General features: G+C 72.3%; 22 protein-coding genes. 11 read left to right on the top strand and 11 right to left on the bottom strand.

Going from position 1 to position 18274, the window contains the following annotated elements:
• Positions 1-19 precede the first annotated feature (19 nt).
• The 7 genes from N538_RS0121990 to N538_RS0121960 all read right to left on the bottom strand — a co-directional run bounded on the left by N538_RS0121990 (position 20) and on the right by N538_RS0121960 (position 5020).
• Positions 20-202, bottom strand: coding sequence for a DUF5999 family protein (locus N538_RS0121990; protein ID WP_028639074.1), 183 nt, complete (start codon positions 200-202; stop codon positions 20-22).
• A gap of 191 nt (positions 203-393) precedes the next feature.
• Complete coding sequence (locus N538_RS0121985; RefSeq protein ID WP_028639073.1) at positions 394-1365, bottom strand: hypothetical protein; 972 nt, start codon at positions 1363-1365, stop codon at positions 394-396.
• Positions 1366-1376: 11 nt separating this feature from the next.
• On the bottom strand, positions 1377-2327 hold the full coding sequence (gene dapD, locus N538_RS0121980; RefSeq protein ID WP_028639072.1) for a 2,3,4,5-tetrahydropyridine-2,6-dicarboxylate N-succinyltransferase: 951 nt from the start codon (positions 2325-2327) through the stop codon (positions 1377-1379).
• A gap of 11 nt (positions 2328-2338) precedes the next feature.
• Positions 2339-2500, bottom strand: a complete 162-nt coding sequence (locus N538_RS28740; RefSeq protein ID WP_155992387.1) for a hypothetical protein — start codon at positions 2498-2500, stop codon at positions 2339-2341.
• The gene (locus N538_RS0121970) at positions 2501-2989 is read right to left on the bottom strand and encodes a DinB family protein (RefSeq protein WP_197025428.1); all 489 of its coding nucleotides are present in this window, start codon (positions 2987-2989) and stop codon (positions 2501-2503) included.
• Positions 2986-3483 (bottom strand): DinB family protein, encoded by a 498-nt coding sequence (locus N538_RS0121965; RefSeq protein WP_028639070.1) that lies wholly within the window; start codon positions 3481-3483, stop codon positions 2986-2988. The genes N538_RS0121970 and N538_RS0121965 overlap by 4 nt, the downstream gene beginning before the upstream one ends.
• 46 nt (positions 3484-3529) lie before the next feature.
• The gene (locus tag N538_RS0121960; protein WP_028639069.1) at positions 3530-5020 is read right to left on the bottom strand and encodes a hypothetical protein; all 1491 of its coding nucleotides are present in this window, start codon (positions 5018-5020) and stop codon (positions 3530-3532) included.
• Positions 5021-5341: 321 nt separating this feature from the next.
• Here N538_RS0121960 and ileS point away from each other — a divergent pair, with 321 nt between their 5' ends.
• The gene (ileS, locus tag N538_RS0121955; RefSeq protein WP_028639068.1) at positions 5342-8536 is read left to right on the top strand and encodes an isoleucine--tRNA ligase; all 3195 of its coding nucleotides are present in this window, start codon (positions 5342-5344) and stop codon (positions 8534-8536) included.
• A gap of 75 nt (positions 8537-8611) precedes the next feature.
• Here the strand turns inward: ileS and N538_RS0121950 are convergent, their stop codons facing one another.
• On the bottom strand, positions 8612-9457 hold the full coding sequence (locus N538_RS0121950) for an LLM class F420-dependent oxidoreductase (protein WP_028639067.1): 846 nt from the start codon (positions 9455-9457) through the stop codon (positions 8612-8614).
• Between the two features lie 48 nt (positions 9458-9505).
• Between N538_RS0121950 and N538_RS0121945 the strand changes: the two genes are divergently transcribed.
• Genes N538_RS0121945 through N538_RS0121915 form a run of 7 tightly spaced genes read left to right on the top strand, consistent with a single transcriptional unit; the run spans position 9506 to position 13699 of the window.
• Positions 9506-9958: an SRPBCC domain-containing protein gene (locus tag N538_RS0121945; RefSeq protein ID WP_028639066.1), complete on the top strand. Its 453-nt coding sequence runs from the start codon at positions 9506-9508 to the stop codon at positions 9956-9958.
• 4 nt (positions 9959-9962) lie between these two features.
• Positions 9963-11030, top strand: a complete 1068-nt coding sequence (dapE, locus tag N538_RS0121940; RefSeq protein WP_028639065.1) for a succinyl-diaminopimelate desuccinylase — start codon at positions 9963-9965, stop codon at positions 11028-11030.
• A complete protein-coding gene (locus N538_RS0121935; protein WP_036571740.1) occupies positions 11027-11758 on the top strand; it encodes a TIGR00730 family Rossman fold protein in 732 nt (243 codons plus the stop codon). The genes dapE and N538_RS0121935 overlap by 4 nt, the downstream gene beginning before the upstream one ends.
• Positions 11758-12036: a DivIVA domain-containing protein gene (locus N538_RS0121930; protein ID WP_051549539.1), complete on the top strand. Its 279-nt coding sequence runs from the start codon at positions 11758-11760 to the stop codon at positions 12034-12036. The genes N538_RS0121935 and N538_RS0121930 overlap by 1 nt, the downstream gene beginning before the upstream one ends.
• 15 nt (positions 12037-12051) lie before the next feature.
• Entirely contained in the window at positions 12052-12459 is a 408-nt protein-coding gene (locus tag N538_RS0121925; protein ID WP_028639062.1) for a hypothetical protein, read from the top strand.
• 28 nt (positions 12460-12487) lie between these two features.
• The gene (locus N538_RS27725; RefSeq protein WP_051549538.1) at positions 12488-13225 is read left to right on the top strand and encodes a M14 family zinc carboxypeptidase; all 738 of its coding nucleotides are present in this window, start codon (positions 12488-12490) and stop codon (positions 13223-13225) included.
• Between the two features lie 39 nt (positions 13226-13264).
• Positions 13265-13699, top strand: a complete 435-nt coding sequence (locus tag N538_RS0121915; protein WP_028639061.1) for a VOC family protein — start codon at positions 13265-13267, stop codon at positions 13697-13699.
• Between the two features lie 24 nt (positions 13700-13723).
• On the opposite strand, the gene N538_RS0121910 is transcribed toward N538_RS0121915, so the two are convergent.
• Both N538_RS0121910 and N538_RS0121905 read right to left on the bottom strand, forming a co-directional pair.
• Positions 13724-14518: an enoyl-CoA hydratase-related protein gene (locus N538_RS0121910; protein WP_028639060.1), complete on the bottom strand. Its 795-nt coding sequence runs from the start codon at positions 14516-14518 to the stop codon at positions 13724-13726.
• 13 nt (positions 14519-14531) lie between these two features.
• Complete coding sequence (locus N538_RS0121905) at positions 14532-15308, bottom strand: PaaX family transcriptional regulator (RefSeq protein WP_028639059.1); 777 nt, start codon at positions 15306-15308, stop codon at positions 14532-14534.
• A gap of 147 nt (positions 15309-15455) precedes the next feature.
• On the opposite strand from N538_RS0121905, the gene N538_RS28165 reads away from it, so the two are divergent.
• From N538_RS28165 to N538_RS0121890, 3 genes are read left to right on the top strand one after another with little or no spacing between them, the layout of a single operon-like run.
• Positions 15456-15623, top strand: a complete 168-nt coding sequence (locus N538_RS28165) for a DUF3117 domain-containing protein (RefSeq protein WP_082574674.1) — start codon at positions 15456-15458, stop codon at positions 15621-15623.
• Between the two features lies 1 nt (position 15624).
• The gene (locus N538_RS0121895) at positions 15625-17175 is read left to right on the top strand and encodes a leucyl aminopeptidase family protein (RefSeq protein ID WP_028639058.1); all 1551 of its coding nucleotides are present in this window, start codon (positions 15625-15627) and stop codon (positions 17173-17175) included.
• The gene (locus N538_RS0121890) at positions 17175-17513 is read left to right on the top strand and encodes a hypothetical protein (RefSeq protein ID WP_028639057.1); all 339 of its coding nucleotides are present in this window, start codon (positions 17175-17177) and stop codon (positions 17511-17513) included. The genes N538_RS0121895 and N538_RS0121890 overlap by 1 nt, the downstream gene beginning before the upstream one ends.
• 8 nt (positions 17514-17521) lie before the next feature.
• Here N538_RS0121890 and N538_RS26800 read toward each other — a convergent pair whose 3' ends face one another.
• Positions 17522-18163 carry an O-methyltransferase gene (locus N538_RS26800; RefSeq protein WP_036571736.1) on the bottom strand — a complete coding sequence of 214 codons (642 nt, stop codon included), beginning with the start codon at positions 18161-18163 and terminating at the stop codon, positions 17522-17524.
• Positions 18164-18274 lie beyond the last annotated feature (111 nt).

The raw sequence follows: 18274 nt of genomic DNA, 5'->3' as shown, positions 1-18274 counted from the left end.
GGTGGGCGGGCCACGCAGGTCAGGCGGACAGGGTCAGGACGTGGTCGTGCCCGTCGGGCGTCAGGTAGTGGCCGTCGTCGAAGAGGATCAGCCCGTTGCAGAGACGGCACCAGCCCTGGTCGTGCAGGTGGTCGGAGACCACGTGGGCGCTGCAGCGGTCGGCCGCCTCGATCTCCGGACATCCCGGTGAGTGGTTGCACATCGTCGTACCTCCTGCGGTGAGATTTCCGTCGGAGGTGGTGACGGAAACCTGGTCTGGTCCGGTCTGTGGATCGTCCACGACCATCGTCTGGTGATGTCGTCCAGCATCACTCTCCATCGGCGCGCGGGCGCCCGTTCTCAACAGAAACACGCCGCGGATTCAGCCGGGCCCCGGAGGAACTCGGGTCCGGGTCAGTCGAAGACGTCGACGTGGACGTGGTCGCGGTGCTCGAGGACCAGCCGGCTGCCGGAGCTCGCCGGTGGGTCGTAGTCGCGCCAGCCGTCGCCCGAGCGGCTGCCGGAGGTCCAGATCCGGTCGTCGAAGATCACGTGCTCGATCGAGAGTCGGTCGGCCATCGCGACCAGGTACTGCGCGATCGCCCAGCCGCGGATCTTGTTCTCCGGGCTGACCGGCCGGACGAACACGTCGACCGCGCGGCCGTCGTAGTGAGCGGAGCCGGCCATGTGCCCGGTGCTGACGCCGCCCGGCGCGAAGCCGCCCATCGGCGGGTCGCCGAACAGGTCGTCGAGCTCGCGGCGTACGACGTCGGCCCGGTGCGTCAGCCCGGAGTCGGTGAGCTTGTCGGACTCCTGCCCGGGATGGTCCGCGAGCCGGCAGGAGAAGGCGTGGGCCGAGTTGCCGGTGAGTGCGGACGCGAGCACCCGGGCATCGGCCTCGTGGTCGGCGTACGCCTCCGGAAACCCGGACCGCTGCACCTCCTGAGCGGCCTCGGTGACCCGCATGTCCTGGTAGCCGTCGACCTTCTCCAGGGCGTCGTAGAACGCGTTGGTCGCATGGTACGGGTCCAGCACCTGCGCCCGGGTGCCCCATCCCTGCGAGGGACGCTGCTGGAACAGGCCCGCGGAGTCGCGGTCACCGGACTCGAGGTTGTAGAGCTTCGACTCCTGGTACGCCGTGGCGAGGGCGATCGTCGCAGCGTGCGCGGGCAGGCCGCGGCCTACCGAGACCGCGGTGATCAGCGCGGCGTTCTCGGCCTGTTCGGGATTCAGCGTCACGGTCCGCCCGCTCACGGTCGCGGTGCACTCGTCGGACTGGAAGAACGGGTGGACGTCGTTGAAGAAGTCATGCACGCCGTACCCGACCGCGGCCGCCACACCGACCCCGGCGAGCACGACCACGGCGACGCCGGTGCGGAACCTCATGGGTCCAGTGTTCAGTTCGCGTGCAAGGCGGCGTTCAGCGCGACCCCGTCGCTCTTCCACGGGACGGCCTCGATCGCCCCCGAGACCGAGTTGCGGCGGAACAGCACGTTGCTCGCGCCGGAGAGCTCGAGCGCCTTGACGACCGTCGGGCCGATGCCGTCGACCGGGTCGTTGACGGTGACCTTGGTGCCTGCGGTGATGTAGCAACCGGCCTCGACGACACAGTCGTCGCCGAGGGAGATGCCGACGCCGGCGTTCGCGCCGAGCAGGCACCGCCTGCCGATCGAGATGACCTGCTTGCCGCCGCCCGAGAGCGTGCCCATGATCGAGGCGCCCCCACCCACGTCCGAGCCGTCACCGACGACGACGCCGGCGGAGATCCGGCCCTCGACCATCGAGGCACCGAGGGTGCCGGCGTTGTAGTTGACGAAGCCCTCGTGCATCACGGTGGTGCCCTCGGCGAGGTGCGCGCCGAGCCGGACCCGGTCGGCGTCCGCGATCCGCACACCGGCCGGCAGCACGTAGTCGACCATCCGCGGGAACTTGTCCACGCCGAACACCGTCAGGTGCCGGCCGTTCGCCCGCAGCCGCGCGCGGGTCGTCTCGAAGCCCTCGACCGGGCACGGCCCGGCGCTGGTCCACACGACGTTGGCCAGCAGCCCGAACAGGCCGTCGAGGTTGATGGAGTGGGGCGTCACCCGGCGCGACGAGAGCAGGTGCAGGCGGAGCCACACGTCCTCGGTGGTCGTCGGCGGCGCCTGGAGGTCCTCGATCTCGACCAGCAGGACGTCCCGGGTGACCCCGCGGTCCTTGTCGGTGCCCTGGAGGTCACCGAGCTCGCTCGGGCAGACGGCGTCGGCCGGCTTCCCGCCGAGACCCGGCGCGGGGAACCAGACGTCCAGCACGTTGCCGTTGCCGTCGAGGGTGGCGAGCCCGAATCCCCAGGCCTTCTGATCAGTCACGGCAGCACAGCCTAGTTGGCGGCGTACCCCGGGCCGCGGCCCGTCCGCCGGTCGACGGGACCGAGCACGACCGGGGTGCGCGAGACGAGGCGCAGCGGCACGCTGCGGCGGCGGAGGCCGGCGGCGTGCTCGAGTGGATCAGCAGCGCCCGCGCCGACCTGCTGTCCTGACACTCACTCCCCGGTCCGCCCGTCGACGACCTCGCGCAGCAGGTCCATGTGACCGAGGTGCCGCGCGTACTCCTGGAGCACCTGCACGAAGACGTCGCGGATCGTCGCGATCCGGCCCTCCGGGTCGATGACGACGTCCAGCGCCTCGTCGGGGAGCCCGTCGAGCCATGCGTCCGCCTGCGCGGTCGTGGCACGCCAGGTCGCGAACGCCTCCTCGACGACGTCGCGATCGGCGAGGGCGCCGTCGAACTGGGACTCCCAGTCGCCGTCGACGACGAACAGCTGGGTCTCCTCGGGGTGCTGCTGCAGGACGCGCCGGAACCAGTGGTGCTCCAGCTGCGCGAGGTGGCGGACCAGTCCGAGCAGGCTGAGGGAGCTCGGCGGGACCGACCGCCGGGCAAGCTGCTCGGCGTCGAGGTCGGCGGTCTTCCGCTCGACGGCGGCCCGGAAGTCGGCCAGCCAGAGCCGCAGCGTGCCGAGCTCGCCCGTCACCGGCCGGTCTGCCCGTCGATCGTCTCGCGGAGCAGGTCCGCGTGGCCGCAGTGCCGGGCGTACTCCTCGATGAGGTGGACGACGACCTCGCGCATCTCGATCGGGCCGTCGTCGTGCTGGCCCAGGAAGTCCATCGGGTGGGTCGCCCGGAACTCCTCGGCGTGGGCGACCTCGGCGCGCCACGCCTCCCAGGCCTCCGCCACCACCGCGTCGTCGGCGATCGCGCCGTCGAAGTCGGCGTCGCGGTTCTCGTCCTTGCCCCACATCTTCGGCAGCGTGAGGTCGCGGCCCATCACGCGGCGCCACCAGGAGTACTCGACCGCCGCGAGGTGTCTCAGGAGCCCGAGGAGCGACATGCTCGACGGCGGCACCGACCGCCGGGCCAGCTGGTCGGCGTCCAGCCCCTGGCAGATGCGCTCGAAGGTGCGGCGGAAGTGGCCGAGGTAGTCGGCGAGGACCGCCTCCTCGCCGTGCAGGGTGGTGTCGTCGCTCATGGGACCACCCGACCAGCAACCGCCCGTGCGAGGCAACCGGGTTGGGTCAGACCGGTCGGTGCCGGGCGGCGTGGATCGCGTGCGAGACGGCCGCGAGCGTCCGGGCGCCGGCGGTCCGCGAGACGTACCAGCCCCAGGCGTGCCCGCGACCCGCGAGCCAGTAGTCGCGCCGCAGCACCCGCACGGGCCAACGCTGGTGCCGGCCGGCGGAGAAGGCGACGAGGGTCGGCCGGGTCCGTGCGATCCAGCGGGCGTACCCGTGCAGCCCGCCGGGCCAGTTCGCCTGCAGGTAGCCGTCCATGGCCCGGTCGAAGACCTGGTACGGCGTGGGGTTGGAGCGGCCCGAGAGCGCGAGCACCTCGGGTGCGTTGATCGAGAGCACCGTGGCGCCGGCGGGAGCCGCGGCGAGCACGTCCCGGACGTCGGCCCGCTCGCGCTCGAGGGAGTCGTCACGGGTGCGGACCGCGCTCGTGCCCGCGGCGACGACCGCGGCCAGGGTCACCGCGGCGACGACCGCCCGGCCGACCGGCCGCGTCACGCGGGCCGCGATCGCGACGACCGCCGCGGCGACACCGAGCGCGGCGAAGGGGAGCAGCACGAACAGGTCGGGCGGTCCGTTGATGACGGCGACCGTCCAGGCGGTCGCGGCCAGGCCCGCGGCGCCGACGACCACGAGCGGCAGGCTCCGCCGTACGGCGCACCCGGTCGCGACGAACAGGGCGACCAGGCCGATCGGCACCAGCAGCAGGGAGGCGTGGTACGCCTCCCAGAGGAAGGTCCTGATCACGCCCGGCTCGGTCAGCAGCGAGGGCTGCCGGGTGTACTCGGCGTTGACGACGACGAAGCCCTCGACCGCCGTCCGGAGGTCGCCGCGGGCCAGGAACCAGCCCGCGAACACGGCCGTCGTGGCGGCGCCGCCGGCGACGAACGCGATGGCGGCGCGCACGCGTCCGATCCTGCCCCCGACCACCGCGACGACGGCGGCCACGACCGCGACGGCGAGCACGGGTTGCCAGGTCAGCGTGGCGAGCGCGGTGGTGACCCCCGCCGCTGCCCAGCGCCGGCGGGTGAGCAGGACCAGCGTCACCAGCAGCAGGAGCACCATCGCGGTCTTCTCCCGCGGGCCGTCGGACGCGAGGGCCGCGAAGTCCTGGAAGGTCAGGAGCACCGCGGCGGCCACGAACCCGGCCGCACGGGAGCCGAGGACGTCCCTGGCGAGCAGGTGGAGGACGGCGCAGCAGCCGGCGGCCAGCACCACGAACAGGTGCCGTTCCGCGCTCACCGGGCCGATCCCCGAGTGCGCGCCGATCCAGATGGCAAGTCCGGGGAGCGCCTCGGAGAGTGGGCCGACCGAGTTGAAGATCGCGGCGTACGGCGGGACGCCGTGCGCGACGTGCTCGCCGCCGTACGTGAACACCCCGAGGTCGCGGTCCAGGGGCCCGTCGAAGCCGTGCAGTGCGAAGACCAGCAGGGCGACCACACCGACGGCCACGCAGTCGGTCGCCGTCACGACTCGGGCGGACCGGCCGGCGCTCACGGGTCGATCGTCCTCCTCGCACCTGAACGTCCGATGAAGGCTGACGGCGTGGGCTCGTCGGGCGCGTCGTGCGGCCACGCCGATTCCGATTGGCGAGGCGCCGAGGCCACGCCGTACGCTTCGAGCAAGGCGTTCGAGCCGTCATCAGCGGCGAGCCTCCGGAAGAAAGCCCTCGGGCAAGTAGAACCGGACGGGTAGGCCCGTCACAGCCGTGAACGAGCGGTCGTTCCCCGGAACGGCAAGCGAGGTGGTACCGCGGCTCTCCCCGGACTGGTGGGGTCGTCCTCGTCGAGAACACGACCGACGAGCGCAGGAGCCCCGATGACCTACCCGAAGAACGACTCCGGCAGTGTGCCCTCGAGCCCGCGCTTCCCGGAGATCGAGGAGCGCATCCTCGCGTTCTGGGAGCAGGACGGCACGTTCCAGGCCAGCATCGACCAACGTGACGCGGGCGTGGACGGCGACAACGAGTTCGTCTTCTACGACGGTCCGCCGTTCGCCAACGGGCTGCCGCACTACGGCCACCTGCTGACCGGGTACGTCAAGGACCTGATCCCGCGGTACCAGACGATGCGCGGCAGGCGCGTCGAGCGGCGGTTCGGCTGGGACACCCACGGGCTGCCCGCCGAGCTGGAGGCGATGCGCCTCAAGGGCATCAAGACCACCGACGAGATCCTCGAGCTGGGCATCGAGGCGTTCAACGACGCCTGCCGGCAGTCGGTGCTGATGTACACCGACGAGTGGCGCGAGTACGTCACCCGCCAGGCGCGCTGGGTCGACTTCGACCACGACTACAAGACCATGGACCCCGACTACATGGAGTCGGTGATCTGGGCGTTCAAGCAGCTCTACGACAAGGGCTGGGTCTACGAGGGCTTCCGCGTCCTGCCGTACTGCTGGAACGACGAGACCCCGCTGTCCAACCACGAGCTGCGGATGGACGACGACGTCTACCAGACCCGTCAGGACCCCGCCGTCACCGTCGGGTACGACGTGACCACTCCGGGTGAGTTCCAGGGCGCGAAGCTGCTCGTCTGGACCACCACCCCGTGGACGCTGCCGAGCAACCTCGCGGTGATGGTCGGTGAGGAGATCGAGTACGTCGTGGTCGCGGTCGACGGGGTCCGCTACATCCTGGCCGCGGCGCGGGTCCCGGCGTACAAGGCGGAGCTGGGGGAGGACCCCGAGGTGGTGTGGCGCGGTCCGGGATCGGAGCTGCTGGGCCTGACCTACACGCCGCCGTTCTCCTACTACGCCGGCCGCGAGCGCGCGTTCCGCGTGGTGCCGGCGTCGGAGTTCGTGACGACCACGGACGGCACCGGCCTCGTGCACACGGCGGGCGCCTTCGGTGAGGACGACAAGATCGTCACCGACCGGGAGCAGATCGAGCCGGTGATGCCGGTGGGCAAGGACGGCCGGTTCACGTTCCCGGTCGCCGAGTACGAGGGCATGAACGTCTTCGACGCCAACCCGCACGTCATCGACCACCTCAAGGCTGCGACCCGGGGCGAGGGCGAGACCGGCGCGGTGTCGCCCGGGACGGTGCTGCTGCGCCGCGAGACCTACGCGCACAGCTACCCGCACTGCTGGCGGTGCCGGAATCCCCTGATCTACAAGGGCGTCTCGTCGTGGTTCGTCGAGGTGACCGCGATCAAGCAGCGGATGCTCGAGCTGAACAAGCAGATCAACTGGGTGCCGGACCACATCCAGGACGGTCAGTTCGGACGGTGGCTGGAGAACGCCCGCGACTGGTCGATCACCCGCAACCGGTTCTGGGGCTCGCCGGTGCCGGTGTGGAAGAGCGACGACCCGGCGTACCCCCGCCTGGACGTGTACGGCTCCTTCGCGGAGCTCGAGCGCGACTTCGGCACGCTGCCGCGCAACCGCAACGGCGAGCCGGACCTGCACCGTCCCTACGTCGACGACCTGGTCCGACCCAACCCGGACGACCCGACCGGGAAGTCGATGATGCGCCGCGTGTCCGACGTGCTCGACGTCTGGTTCGACTCCGGCTCGATGTCGTTCGCCCAGGTGCACGTGCCGTTCGAGAACGAGGAGTGGTTCAGCCACCACTTCCCGGCGGACTTCATCGTCGAGTACATCGGCCAGACCCGCGGCTGGTTCTACACGCTGCACATCCTGGCGACGGGCATCTTCGACAAGCCGGCGTTCGAGAACTGCATCAGCCACGGCATCGTGCTCGGCTCCGACGGCAACAAGATGTCGAAGTCGCTGCGCAACTACCCCGACGTGCGCGAGGTGTTCGACCGCGACGGCGCGGACGCGATGCGGTGGTTCCTGATGTCGTCGCCGATCCTGCGCGGCGGCAACCTGATCGTCACCGAGCAGGGCATCCGCGACTCCGTGCGCCAGGTGCTGATCCCGCTGTGGAACAGCTGGTACTTCTTCCAGCTGTACGCCAACGCCCACGACAACGGGCAGGGGTACGACGCGCGGCAGCGGACCGACTCGACGGACCCGCTGGACCGCTACCTCCTGGCCAAGTGCCGCGACTTCGTCGGCGAGATGACGGCGGCCCTGGACGCGTACGCCGTGGCCGAGGCGTGCGACGCGACGCGGTCGTTCCTCGACGTGCTGACCAACTGGTACATCCGTCGTTCCCGGGACCGCTTCTGGGAGGGCGACGCCGACGCGTTCGACACGCTCCACACGGTGCTCGAGGTCGTCTGCCGGGCGACCGCGCCGCTGATGCCGCTCACGACCGAGGAGGTCTGGCGCGGCCTGACCGGCCAGCGGTCGGTGCACCTGGCGGACTGGCCGCTCGTGGACGAGCTGCCCACCGACGAGGCGCTGGTGGCCGCGATGGACAAGGTCCGCGAGGTCTGCTCGGCGACCTCGGCGCTCCGCAAGGCGGGCAACCTGCGCAACCGGCTGCCGCTCGCGACGCTGACCGTGGTCGTCCCCGACCCGGCCGCGCTGTCGGGCTTCGACGCCATCGTGCGCGACGAGGTCAACGTCAAGACGGTCCGGCTGCTGTCGGTCGACTCCGACGAGGCCGCGTCGTACGGCGTGGAGCAGAAGCTCACGGTCAACGCCCGCGCCGCCGGCCCGCGTCTCGGCAAGGACGTGCAGACCGCGATCAAGGGCTCGAAGTCCGGCGACTGGTCGGTGGCCGACGACGGCACCGTCACCGCGGGCGGGCTGGCGCTGGTCGAGGGCGAGTACACCCTCGAGACCGTGGCCGGCTCCGCCGACGGTGGCACGGCGACCGGGGTGCTGCGCAGCGGCGGCTTCGTGGTCCTCGACACCGAGGTGACCCCGGAGCTCGCCGAGGAGGGCCTGGCCCGTGACCTCGTGCGCGCGGTCCAGCAGGCGCGCCGCGACGCCGGCCTCGAGGTCTCCGACCGGATCGCGCTGACCATCGGGGGTTCGACCGAGGTCGTGGCGGCGGCCCGTCACCACGAGCGGCTGATCACCAGCGAGACCCTGGCGACCTCGTACGACGTGGTGGCGGCCGACGGCGCCGAGCCGACCGTGACCGTGGTGAAGGCCTAGTGCCGAGTCGGCGCAGTCTCAGCTGAGACTGCGCCGACTCGGCGTCCAGAGAGGCTGAGACTGCGCCGACTCGGCTCACGCGAGGCCGAGTCGAGCGGCGAGGCGGTCCAGCGAGGCGAGCACCTCGTCGGGGGACTTGTCGGGGACGCCCCAGATCAGCTCGGTGGCGCCCTGCTCCGCCCAGGCCATCAGGTCCTCGGGGTCGGGCCTGAACGCGATCAGGATCCGGATCTCGGGAGCCCCGGACCGGCCGGCGTCGGCCCAGGCCTTCTTGAGCGCGTCGATCTGGGCGGAGATGTCCTGCTGGGTGGGCGTGGTCATCCAGCCGTCGGCGTTCTCGGCGATCCACCGGAAGGTCTTCGGACCGCCGCCGGCGCCGATGACCAGCGGGATGTGCGCGGCCGGCTTCGGGTAGGCCCAGGACGGCCCGAACGAGACGAACTCGCCGTCGTACGACGCCTCCTCCTGGGTCCACAGCGCGCGCATCGCCTCGACGTACTCCCGCAGGACCGTGCGCCGGCGCTCGGCGGGGACGTGGTGGTCGGCGAGCTCGTCGGTGTTCCAGCCGAAGCCGGCGCCGATGTCGACCCGGCCGCCGGAGAGGTGGTCCAGGGTGGCGATCTGCTTCGCGAGCGTGATCGGGTCGGACTCGACCGGGAGCGCGACCGCGGTGGACAGCCGGATCCGCGACGTCGCCTGGGCCACCGTCGCGAGCGAGACCCACGGGTCGAGCGTGCGCAGGTAGCGGTCGTCGGGCAGCGTCTCGTCGCCGGTGCCCGGGTGCGCGGCGGTCCGCTTCACCGGGATGTGGGTGTGCTCGGGCACGTAGAACGTGTCGAAGCCCCGCTCCTCCGCGGCCGCGCCGAGGGCGGCCGGCGTGATGCCGCGGTCGGAGGTGAACAGCACGAGTCCGTTGCGCATCGCACCAGACTAGAACAGGTTCTACTTCGGGCGGAATAGGGTCGCGGCGTGTACTCGACCACTGCCGCCGTCCTGGTCCACGCGGACCGCGCCACCGTCTACCGCGCGCTGCTCGACCCCGAGGCCGTCGCACAGTGGCGGGTCCCGGACGGGATGCGCGGCGAGGTGCACGAGCTCGACGCGCGGGTCGGCGGCCGGGTCCGGATGTCGCTGACGTACGACGACCCGGCGGCCGCGGGCAAGACCGACGGCGCGACCGACACCTACACGGGCCGGTACGTCGAGCTCGTCGAGGGTGAGCGGGTCGTCGAGGAGATCGAGTTCGAGACCGACGACCCCGACCTCCTCGGGACGATCACGACCACCACGACGCTGCGCGACGTCGAGGGCGGCACGGAGGTCACGCTGCACATGGACGGCGTGCCCGACGTGGTCCCGCCGGCCGACAACGAGCTCGGCACCCGGATGGCGCTGGAGAAGCTGGCCCGGCTGGTTGGATAGGCCTGTGACGACGACCCACCTGGACCTCACCGCGGACGCGGTCACCCTCACCGGGCAGCTCGTGGACATCGAGTCGGTCAGCCTCGGCGAGCAGGAGATCGCGGACGCCGTCGAGCACGCGCTCTCGGCGTACCCCCACCTCGCGGTCACGCGCCGCGGCCACACCGTCGTCGCGCGCACCGACCTCGGCCGCGGCGAGCGGGTCGTGATCGCGGGACACCTGGACACGGTGCCGGTGAACGACAACCTGCCCGCGCGCCGCGAGGGGGGGCTCCTCCACGGCCTCGGCAGCTGCGACATGAAGGGCGGCGACGCGGTCATCCTGCGGCTCGCCGCCACGGTCCCGGAGCCGAACCGTGACGTCACCTACATCCTCTACGAGGCCGAGGAGATCGAGGAGCGGTACAACGGCCTCCGGCTGCTCGCGGAGTCCGACCCCGACCTGATGGCCGCGGACTTCGCGATCCTGATGGAGCCGTCGAACGCCCTCGTCGAGGCGGGCTGCCAGGGCACGTTGCGGGTCGAGGTCCGCACGACCGGCGAGCGCGCCCACTCAGCCCGCAGCTGGCGCGGGGTCAACGCGATCCACGGCGCCGCCGAGGTGCTCCGCTGCCTCACCGAGTACGACGCCCGCCGGCCGGTCATCGACGGGCTGGAGTACCACGAGGGCCTCAACGCGGTGTCCATCCGCGGCGGTGTGGCCGGCAACGTGCTGCCCGACGAGTGCGTGGTCGAGGTGAACTTCCGGTTCGCCCCGGACCGGTCCGAGGCGGAGGCCGAGGCGTTCGTGCGCGAGGTCTTCGACGGGTACGACGTCCGCCTCACCGACTCCGCCCCCGGCGCGCTGCCCGGCCTCGACCTGCCGGCCGCGAAGGCCTTCGTCGAGGCGGTCGGTGGCGAGGTCAATCCCAAGTTCGGCTGGACCGACGTCGCCCGGTTCAGCGCGCTCGGCGTCCCGGCGGTCAACTTCGGGCCCGGTGACCCGATGCTCGCCCACAAGCAGGAGGAGCACGTGCCCATCGAGCACATCGAACGCTGCGAGGCCCGGCTCAGGAGCTGGCTGACGTCATGAGGGCGAAGTACAAGGGCCCGGTCATCCAGCGGCGCGGGCAGGTCGACGCCGGCACGACCGACCAGCGGCTCCTCGACTCGCGTGGCACGTCCGACTGGGTGCACACCGACCCATGGCGGGTGCTGCGGATGCAGGCCGAGTTCGTCGAGGGCTTCGGCGCGCTCGCCGAGCTCGGGCCGGCCATCGCGCTCTTCGGCTCCGCGCGGCTCGGCGAGGAGCACCCGTCGTACGCCGTCGCGGAGACCGTCGGCCGGCGGCTCGCCGAGGAGGGCTTCGGCCTCATCACCGGTGGCGGCCCCGGCGTCATGGAGGCCGCGAACAAGGGCGCCAGCCAGGCCGGAGGCGTCAGCGTGGGGCTCGGCATCGAGCTGCCCTGGGAGACCGGGCTGAACGACTGGGTCGACATCGGGGTCAACTTCCGCTACTTCTTCGCGCGCAAGACGATGTTCGTGAAGTACTCGCAGGGCTTCGTCGTGCTGCCCGGTGGCTTCGGCACGCTCGACGAGCTGTTCGAGGCGCTGACGCTCGCGCAGACCGGGAAGATCACCAGCTTCCCGATCGTGCTGATGGGCACGGCGTACTGGTCCGGACTCGTGGGCTGGCTGCGAGACACCTCGCTGATCGAGACCACCATCAACCAGGGCGACCTGGACCGGCTGATCCTCACCGACGACGTCGAGGAGGTCGTCGCCCTGATGGTCGGCGCCCGGGAGGTGGGCATGCCGTGATGTGGTTCTTCGCGATCCTCATCGTGCTCGCGCTCGGTGGCATCGCGCTGGTGGCCGCCGGCCGTGGCGCCCCGCTCGCCGACGTGTACGACGACCGGCCGGACGCCACGGTCCCCGCCACCGGTCCGCTGCGGGCCGAGGACCTCCGCCGCGTGCGCTTCTCCCTGGCCCTCCGGGGCTACCGGATGTCGGAGGTCGACGCGCTCCTGGACCGGCTCGCCGGTGAGCTGGAGAAGGCGCCCGGGCAGCCCGAGCATGGCGAGGAACCCACCGCGTAGGGCACACTCCGCTCCATGTCGACCGAGGTGATCGTCTACGTCCTCACCGCACTGGCGGCGGTGGTGATCGTGCTGACGCGACTCCGCCTGGGGCGCCGGGGCGGCGGCGCGGGACGGTTGCAGATGGGCCAGGCCCTCGTCCACGTCCACACGATCGCGGGCGCCCTGGCGCTGGTCCTGTGGGTGGCCTTCCTCGTCAGCGGGAACGACGGCATCGGCATCGCCGCCCTCGGCCTGTGGTGGGTCGTGGTCGTCGCCGGACTGCTGATCCTGGTGCGCTGGCTGCCGAGCCGCGGCAAGCACGCCTCGGAGGGCAAGGAGGACAGCTGGTCCGAAGGGCCGGGCCTGTCGGTCCTGGCGCACGTCGGCATGCTGGTCGGCGTCCTGGTCTTCAGCTGGGCCTACCTGACCGCGGCCGTGTGAGCCGGCAGATGCCCTAGGCTCGGTGCCCATGCGTCTCGGCATCGTGCTCACCGCCATCGCGCTGACGGTCGTCGGCGTACCGCTGCCCGGCCACGCCGCGAACGCGCCACTCGAGCGTGGTGCGGTCGTCGAGAAGCGGGTGATCGGGCACTCCGTGCACGGCCGCCCGATCACCGCGTGGCGGTTGGGGGAGCGGGGGCAGCCGAAGGTGCTGCTCGTCGCCACCATGCACGGGGACGAAGGGGCCCCGCGGCAGATCCTCGCGACGCTCCGCGACGGCCCGAAGATCCACGGGCTCAACCTCTGGGTGCTGCCCGTCTACAACCCCGACGGTCTCGCGGCACACACCCGCAAGAACGCCCACGGGGTGGACCTCAACCGGAACTTCCCCTACCACTGGGCCGACCTGGACGGCGGCTACGAGTCCGGCCCGCGCGCCGGCTCCGAGCCGGAGACCCGGGCGATGATGGGGTTCCTGAAGCAGGTCCGCCCACGGTGGATCGTCAGCTTCCACCAGCCCCTCCACGGCGTGGACACCGACACCAAGGACCAGCGGTTCTCCCGCCGGGTCGCCGACGCACTCAACCTGCCGAGCAAGTCCTTCACCTGCGGCGGCGTCTGCCACGGCACCATGACCGGCTGGTTCAACAGTCGCTTCAAGGGCTCCGCCGTCACCGTCGAGTACGGCGCGCACCCGGGCCACCGGCGGCTGACCAGGGCCGCCCCGCGCCAGCTGCTCGGGCTCTGGGGCGCGCACCGGGGCTGAGGGCTGCGCCGCGTCCTCGCCCGTGCGAGTCTGTGAGGGATGACGACCAACCGCTCGGCCCCGCCCGCGACCGTCACCCCGGTCCTGGTCTACCCGGACGTCCGCGCGGCCGTGGACTTCCTGACCGGGGCCTTCGGCTTCGGCGAGCGGGTGCGGATCGGTGACGCGCACCGAGCGCAGCTGAGCGTCGGCAGCGACGGCGCGGTCGTGGTCGCGGACGACGGCGGCGAGCGGGTCGCGCCGTCCGGCGACGGCTACACCCACGAGATCAAGGTCCGCGTCGACGACGTGGACGCGGCGTTCGCCCGCGCCGTCGCCGCCGGCGCGCGGGTGCTGCAGGAGCCCACGACCTACGAGTACGGCGAGCGCTCCGCTGTGGTCGCCGACCCGGCCGGCCACCGCTGGGAGCTCACCCAGTCCGTCCGCGACGTCCAGCCCGAGGAGTGGGGCGGCGTCACGGTCGCGCCCTGGTGACGGTCGGGACGAACGGCAGCCTCCCTAGCGCCCCTCGAACACCGGCTTCTCCTTGGCCACGAACGCCGCGACGGCGGCGCGGTGGTCGGCGGTGGCGCCGGTCCTGGCCATCATCACGCTCTCGAGCTCGAGGGCCTCCTCGAAGGAGTGGCCGGAGGCGTACGCGACCGACTGGCGCATCGCGCCGAGCGCGACCGTCGGCCCGGCGGCGAGCCGCGCGGCCAGCGCGCCGACCTCGGCCGCGAGCTCGTCGGCCGGCACCACGGTGGTCGCCAGGCCGAGGGTCAGCGCGTCGGCGGCGCTCAGGGTGCTGGGGAAGTAGAGCAGCTCGATCGCCTTCGCCCGGCCGACCAGCCGCTGGAGGTGGTAGCTGGCGCCGGTGTCGCACGACAGCGCGACGTTCGCGAACGCCAGGTTGAAGCCGGCGGTGTCGGCCACGATCCGCAGGTCGCAGGCGAACGCCAGGCTCGCCCCGGCCCCGGCCGCGACGCCGTTGACGGCCGCGATCACCGGCTTGGCCATGCCGGCCAGCACGGTGACGATCGGGTTGTAGTGCTTGTCCACGGTGGTGAAGAGCGCGTCGCTGCCGCCGTTCTCCAGCAGCTCGATGTGCTCCTTGAGGTCCTGGCCGGTGCAGAACGCCTTGCCGGTGCCGGTCAGCACGACGCAGCGCACCGCGGGGTCGTCCCCGACCTGGCGCACGGTCTCGAGCAGCAGCTCCTTGGTCGCGATGTTGAGGCTGTTGTAGGCCTCGGGACGGTTCAGCGTGATGGTCCCGACGCCGTCGGTCACGTCCAGGAGCACGGGGGAGTCACTCATGGGAGGCAGTGTGTCAGGCGCCGAGACACCGCGCGACGAACCGGTCGGTGCCCGGCTGCAGGCGGGTCGCCTCGGCCGCGAACAGCTCGGCGGCGTCGCGCCCCGGCCAGTCCTCCGGCAGCAGGTCGTCGGGCAGGCCGGGGTCGGCGAAGAGGAACTTCCGCCACTCGTGCACGAGGTGGAACCGGGCCGCGAACGCCGCCTCGTCCGCGTCCGCGTGCGCGGTCAGGTGCCGTCCGACGAGGTCGTCGGCCCGGCCGAGCCAGTCGTCGTACGCCGACCGCAGCCGGTCCAGGTCCCACGCGCCGGTCGGCTCGGGGTCGAAGCGGTCCGCCCGCGCGGTGCGCGCCGTGGCGTCGGACCGGACCAGGATCTCGCCCAGCTCGGCCCGGGGGAACGGGCTCACCCACACGTTGTCGAGCAGCTCGGCGTACCCGACGAAGGTGAGGTCCGCCCGCAGCCGGGCGCGCGCGGCCCGCGACGGCGGTGGCGTCACGAAGGCGAGGTGCCAGTGCCCGTCCCACGCCGGCAGCCGGCGCCGGTAGATCCGGTTGCCGGTCTCGTCGAGGCGTCGGTTCGCGCGGTCGGTGGTGCGGTAGCCGCGGCCGCCCGCCAGCTGCACCGGCTCCAGCCAGCCCTGGGTCACCATCCGCGAGATCGCCGTGCGCACGGCCGGCGCCGCGATGCCGACCGGCTCGAGCATGCGCACGACCGCCGCCACCGGGGCCTGGCTGCCCCGGGAGCGCAGGTGGTCGCCGTACACGTCGAACAGCGCTGATCGGGCCTGCATGAGGGGAGTCTGCCAGCCCGTTCGCCCCCAGCGTTCGTGCCTGTGCGCCGCGGCGCCGCTCCATGAGGGATAATGGTGTCCCGTACGGCGTACAGGGGTCGCTCGGTGGCCTCCTGGCACTCGAAGAGAGCAAAGGAAGGTGCGCGGATGGCGGCGATGAAGCCGCGGACGGGCGACGGTCCGCTGGAGGTCACCAAGGAAGGGCGGGGCATCGTGATGCGCGTCCCGCTCGAAGGTGGTGGCCGACTGGTTGTCGAGCTCAACGCCGAGGAGGCCGGCGCTCTCGGAGATGCCCTCAAGGACGTCGTCGGCTGACGTGCCCCGCAACCACCCACTGACCCTCCCCGCCCAGGTCTCGCCGCCGGAGTTCGCTCTGAGTGCGGCGCTGCCGCACGCCGTCCTCGGTGTCGAGGTCGCGGCGGTCCCGGTGCTCCCCCCTGACGAGCCGGACGGTGCCGTCGTGCTCGGCCCCGGCGGCGCAGAGCTCGGTGACCAGCTCGGTCTCGACCTGCTCGGCGTGCTGGAGCTGTCCGCGGCCACCGGCAAGGCCGGCGAGGTGGTCCGGGTCCCGGTGCCGCTCGGCGGCCCGGAGAACGCCGAGCTCCGCTGCGTGATGCTGGTCGGCGTCGGTGCCCAGCGGCCCGACGACCTGCGCCGCGCGGGCGCGGCGCTCGCCCGCGAGGCCCGCGACCGCGGCTCGGTCGCCTCCTCGGTGGCCTCGGTCGCCGAGGACGAGGGCGTGGCGGCCTTCGTGGTCGGCGCGATGCTCGGGTCGTTCCAGTTCCACTGGCGCTCCGGCGCACCGGAACACCGGCCGGTCGCGCGGGTCGTGCTCGCCGACCTGCCTGACACCCTGGCACCGGTCGTGGCCCGTGCGGTCGCGGTCGGCGGCGCGGCGTGGCGGTCCCGGCTGCTCGCGACCGTCCCCTCGAACCTGAAGAACCCGCCCTGGCTCGCTGCCCAGGCCGAGCAGCTCGGGCGGGACACCGGTCTCGAGGTCACGGTCCACGACGAGCAGTGGCTCGAGGAGCACGGCTTCGGGGGCATCGTCGCGGTCGGCCAGGCCTCGGCCACCCCGCCGCGGCTGATCCGCCTCGACTACACGCCAGAGAACGCCGACCGGCGGACGCCGACGGTCGTCCTGGTCGGCAAGGGCATCACCTTCGACACCGGCGGCCTCTCGATCAAGCCCGGCGAGGCGATGGTCAACATGAAGCGCGACATGACCGGCGGCGCCGTCGTCATGGCGACCCTCGCCGCGCTCGCCGACGTCGGCTGCCCGGTCCGGGTCGTCGGCCTGGTCGCCGCCGCCGAGAACGCCGTCGGCGGCAACGCGCTCCGCCCCGGCGACGTGGTCCGCCACTACGGCGGCCGCACCTCGGAGGTCACCAACACCGATGCCGAGGGCCGGCTGGTCCTCGCGGACGCGATCGCGTACGCGATCAGCGAGCTCGACCCCGCCGTCGTGGTCGACGTCGCCACGCTGACGGGCGCGGTCAAGGTCGCCCTCGGCCAGCAGGTCGGCGGGCTGTTCGCCAACCGCGACGCGCTCGCCGAGGCGCTGCGCGAGGCGTCGGTCGCCGCCGGTGAGCCGCTGTGGCGGTTCCCGCTGGCGGACGCGTACGAGCAGAAGCTGTCCTCGACGATCGCCGACGCCGACAACGCGCCCGGCGGACCGGGAGCGATCACGGCGGCGCTCTTCCTCCAGCACTTCGTGGACGGACGGCCCTGGGCGCACCTGGACCTCGCGTCGGTCGGTGACTCACCGGAGGACCGGTTCGAGTGGACGCCCGGGCCCACCGGCTTCGGGGCTCGCGCGATGCTCGCCTGGCTCGGCTCCGACGACCCGCTCGCCGGGATCTCCTGATGCAGGGCCTCACGGTGCGCTGGTCGCTCGCCGACGGACCGTCGGACGTCGAGGAACAGCTGGCGGCGTACGTCGCCGACAGCTCGTTCGGGCGCTTCTCGGGCAAAGAGGGGCTGCGCTTCAAGACCTGGCGCACCCGGCCGGGGCAGTGGTTCGAGGGGTGCTACGTCTTCGGATCCGACGAGGCGCGTGCCGAGTTCCAGCGCGCCTTCAGCGACACCGCGGACACCTCACCGGTCTCCCAGATCGTCGGCAGCGCCCCGGTGCTGATCGAGGAGTGCGACGTGGTCGCGGTCGCCGAGGGCGGCGACGGGTTCCTCGCCGCTCCTCGCTACTGAGCCCCGGGTCAGTCGGCCTCGGGGCTCCAGACCTTCTTCGCGGCCAGCAGTCCGTCGCCGACGGGCAGCAGGACCGACACCAGGTCGTCGCGCTCCGCGACGGTCCGGCCGAGCTCGCGGATCGTGGTGGTCTCCTCGTCGCGCTGGGCCGGGTCCGCGACCCGGTCGTGCCACAGCGCGTTGTCGAACACGACGACCCCGCCGGGGCGCAGCAGCCGCAGTGCCTCCTTCAGGTACGCGGTGTACTCGGCCTTGTCGCCGTCGCAGAAGACCAGGTCGTAGTGGCCGTCGGTGAGCCGCGGGAGTACGTCGAGCGCCGCGCCGGCGATGGTGCGCACCCGCTGCGTCGCGATCCCCGCCTCGGCGAACGACTCGCGCGCCAGCCGCTGGTGCTCGGCCTCGATGTCGACGCTGGTGAGGACGCCGTCGGGTCGCATGCCGCGCAGCAGCCAGACGCCGGAGACGCCGGTGCCGGTCCCGATCTCCACGACCGCGCGGGCGTCGAGGACCGCGGCGAGGAACCGCAGCGCGGCCCCACCGCCGGACCCGATCGGCACCACGCCGACCTCCTCGGCACGCGCACGCGCGTTGGCGAGGACCTCGTCCTCAGCGACGTGCTCCTCGGCGTAGGACCAGCTCGTCGACTTCACGAGTGTCAAGGTAGCGCGACACGGCCGCGGGGTGAGGGAACACAGCCGTCGGTTCGCTCGTTGGTCCCGATGAAGCAGCAAAGAGGCTCAGGAGAGGGACACTGGTCTCAC

It is taken from the genome of Nocardioides sp. URHA0032, from assembly GCF_000620645.1.
Lineage (GTDB): Bacteria > Actinomycetota > Actinomycetes > Propionibacteriales > Nocardioidaceae > Nocardioides.
The sequence above is the reverse complement of the archived record's forward strand: the minus strand, read 5'-3'. Positions and strand labels throughout refer to the sequence as shown.

Coding starts and splice junctions, on each gene's coding strand:
- N538_RS0121935 (WP_036571740.1), top strand. CDS start 11,027: ATGAGGGCGAAGTACAAGGGCCCGGTCATCCAGCGGCGCGGGCAGGTC.
- N538_RS0121965 (WP_028639070.1), bottom strand. CDS start 3,483: ATGAGCGACGACACCACCCTGCACGGCGAGGAGGCGGTCCTCGCCGAC.
- N538_RS0121950 (WP_028639067.1), bottom strand. CDS start 9,457: ATGCGCAACGGACTCGTGCTGTTCACCTCCGACCGCGGCATCACGCCG.
- N538_RS0121990 (WP_028639074.1), bottom strand. CDS start 202: ATGTGCAACCACTCACCGGGATGTCCGGAGATCGAGGCGGCCGACCGC.
- N538_RS0121985 (WP_028639073.1), bottom strand. CDS start 1,365: ATGAGGTTCCGCACCGGCGTCGCCGTGGTCGTGCTCGCCGGGGTCGGT.
- N538_RS28165 (WP_082574674.1), top strand. CDS start 15,456: ATGGCGGCGATGAAGCCGCGGACGGGCGACGGTCCGCTGGAGGTCACC.
- N538_RS0121925 (WP_028639062.1), top strand. CDS start 12,052: ATGTCGACCGAGGTGATCGTCTACGTCCTCACCGCACTGGCGGCGGTG.
- N538_RS0121910 (WP_028639060.1), bottom strand. CDS start 14,518: ATGAGTGACTCCCCCGTGCTCCTGGACGTGACCGACGGCGTCGGGACC.
- N538_RS0121915 (WP_028639061.1), top strand. CDS start 13,265: ATGACGACCAACCGCTCGGCCCCGCCCGCGACCGTCACCCCGGTCCTG.
- ileS (WP_028639068.1), top strand. CDS start 5,342: ATGACCTACCCGAAGAACGACTCCGGCAGTGTGCCCTCGAGCCCGCGC.
- N538_RS0121905 (WP_028639059.1), bottom strand. CDS start 15,308: ATGCAGGCCCGATCAGCGCTGTTCGACGTGTACGGCGACCACCTGCGC.
- N538_RS0121890 (WP_028639057.1), top strand. CDS start 17,175: ATGCAGGGCCTCACGGTGCGCTGGTCGCTCGCCGACGGACCGTCGGAC.
- N538_RS27725 (WP_051549538.1), top strand. CDS start 12,488: ATGCGTCTCGGCATCGTGCTCACCGCCATCGCGCTGACGGTCGTCGGC.
- N538_RS0121930 (WP_051549539.1), top strand. CDS start 11,758: ATGTGGTTCTTCGCGATCCTCATCGTGCTCGCGCTCGGTGGCATCGCG.